Source organism: Ruegeria sp. BA12, assembly GCF_056539625.1.
Map to the genome: position 1 here is coordinate 1 of NZ_JBQFVF010000027.1, position 1,755 is coordinate 1,755.

The window sequence follows — 1,755 nt, forward strand, 5'->3', positions numbered from 1 at the left end:
AGGCCCGAAACCAGCACAATCCCGGAAGCCAATCCTTTCAACAGGCGCACTATTTGAGAAGCCAGTTGGCGGGTGGCATCAATTGCACTGATCATACCTGTAATCCCCATATTCCAGCCAGTTTGCCGAGCCGTCGCTAAAAATCAGAAACTCGGACCTGTCTTCCCCAAGCAGGGCGACGACAAATCCAGCGGGCGGCTCAGAGTTCCCGAAGTAACTGTAGGCCGTCATGGCTCTGATCGACTCGCCGTTAACCGCTACTCGCGCGTCCCACTCCCCCTCCGGCTTGTCCAAAATTACGGGTTCGATCACGCGCTCTATCGCTCCGCCACCACAATAGACGATGCCTTCGGGCGCTTCGTAGGAGGTCTCTTGGCTAACTTCTGAAACGCACGCAGAACGAAGGGACCGAATTGCTGCGCTGGAACCTTTCAAGTCAAAGATCCCATAGCTGACATCTTGATCACTCATCGACAGATTGACCGACGCGTTGGCCGCAAGCTGGTCCAGTACAAAACTATAGTCCTGCTGACTGTTGAAGCTGACCTCGACCGGATAATTGTCGACGATCTGCTCGGCAGCGTTTTCTGCGCCAACCTGAAATGCTCCAACTTCGGTGGTGCCGTTCTTCAAAAAGCGAATGGAAAGCCCCTGCTTGTCCGCAATGTCCTGGCTGTCCTCGAATCCAGCCGGAGCAAAGCGAATACGGTCACACTGAAGTTCCAGCGTCATGTTTCCTGTCTGAATAAACGCATTGGGGTTGGGCCCGGAGCTGAACGACCACTCCGCTGATGCTGTGGTCGCCACTGCCATCAGTAGCATTCCAATGGAAATGGTTTTGCAGCTCATTTTTTTCTCTCCATTGAGTTACGGTTCGCACTGTCGTTCAGCAGAAGTTCTAGCCAATTGCCCGGACAGCCAGATCAGGAAACAGGTTCGCCGTATTCGTTTGCGCCTTCTTGGGAAGGTCGCGTAAGCCACCAGATCATCAGGATGGACAGAACCAATTGAAGAATTGAGACAACAACAATACCGGTTACGCCCAGGACGGCCGCAGGTCCTCGCAATGCGTCAGGGTTCTCGGTCCCTTGCTCCAATACCGAAAAGAACGCCACCCCACCCAGCATAACAAATAGCGTTGTAATGCTGAGCGCCATCGGCAGCAGCAAATACCAGCCAGGTCGTCCTGTATCATGCAGCCTTCGCCAACCGGCGGCCAGCATGGGTATGAGAACAGCCAGTTGGAAAACAGAGGACAGAACCCGAGATCCCTGCCCTGTTTCGGGGTTGGTCCCGAATATGATTGTATCCAGCACAGCTAAAGCAGCGCTCGCGAGAACTACGAACAAGAAGAACCACCAGTATTCTGAGCGTAAAGCCCGACCGGAGAACTGGAAGTATTTTGAGAAACACGCTTTTACTGCTTCGCCAAATCCCATATTTCACTCCTTTCTTGCTTTCTGTGCGGTCTCAAACGCTTCGCCGCTCTAGAGAACGCACTCGCCCCTTAGGATGCTCCCTCTTACCTTTTTGTTTGAAAGCAGAAGCCTATCGCACGAGAGCGTAAAGAATTTTACGCGCGGAAAAAATATTGATTTGTAAAAAATTAGATTCAAATATGCGAATTCGACACAACTTTATTTACCTCCGTTGTTGTCGCTGTCGCCCGATTTGTCGGGCCCTTCCGACTGCTGGAGTGAGTGCTGGCAGTCGGAAGGCACTTTACAATGATTGAGCGTTGGGAGGACGCGATGC

Annotated in this window: 2 protein-coding genes; both read right to left on the reverse strand. The window is 52.4% G+C overall.

Annotated features, from left to right (window positions below; genetic code table 11):
* Positions 1-78: 78 nt before the first annotated feature.
* A complete protein-coding gene (locus tag ACR0B0_RS20840) occupies positions 79-813 on the reverse strand; it encodes a hypothetical protein (protein ID WP_480649422.1) in 735 nt (244 codons plus the stop codon).
* A gap of 110 nt (positions 814-923) precedes the next feature.
* On the reverse strand, positions 924-1,439 hold the full coding sequence (locus ACR0B0_RS20845) for a DUF805 domain-containing protein (protein WP_480649424.1): 516 nt from the start codon (positions 1,437-1,439) through the stop codon (positions 924-926).
* Positions 1,440-1,755: the final 316 nt, after the last annotated feature.

Coding starts and splice junctions, on each gene's coding strand:
- ACR0B0_RS20840 (WP_480649422.1), bottom strand. CDS start 813: ATGGCAGTGGCGACCACAGCATCAGCGGAGTGGTCGTTCAGCTCCGGG.
- ACR0B0_RS20845 (WP_480649424.1), bottom strand. CDS start 1,439: ATGGGATTTGGCGAAGCAGTAAAAGCGTGTTTCTCAAAATACTTCCAG.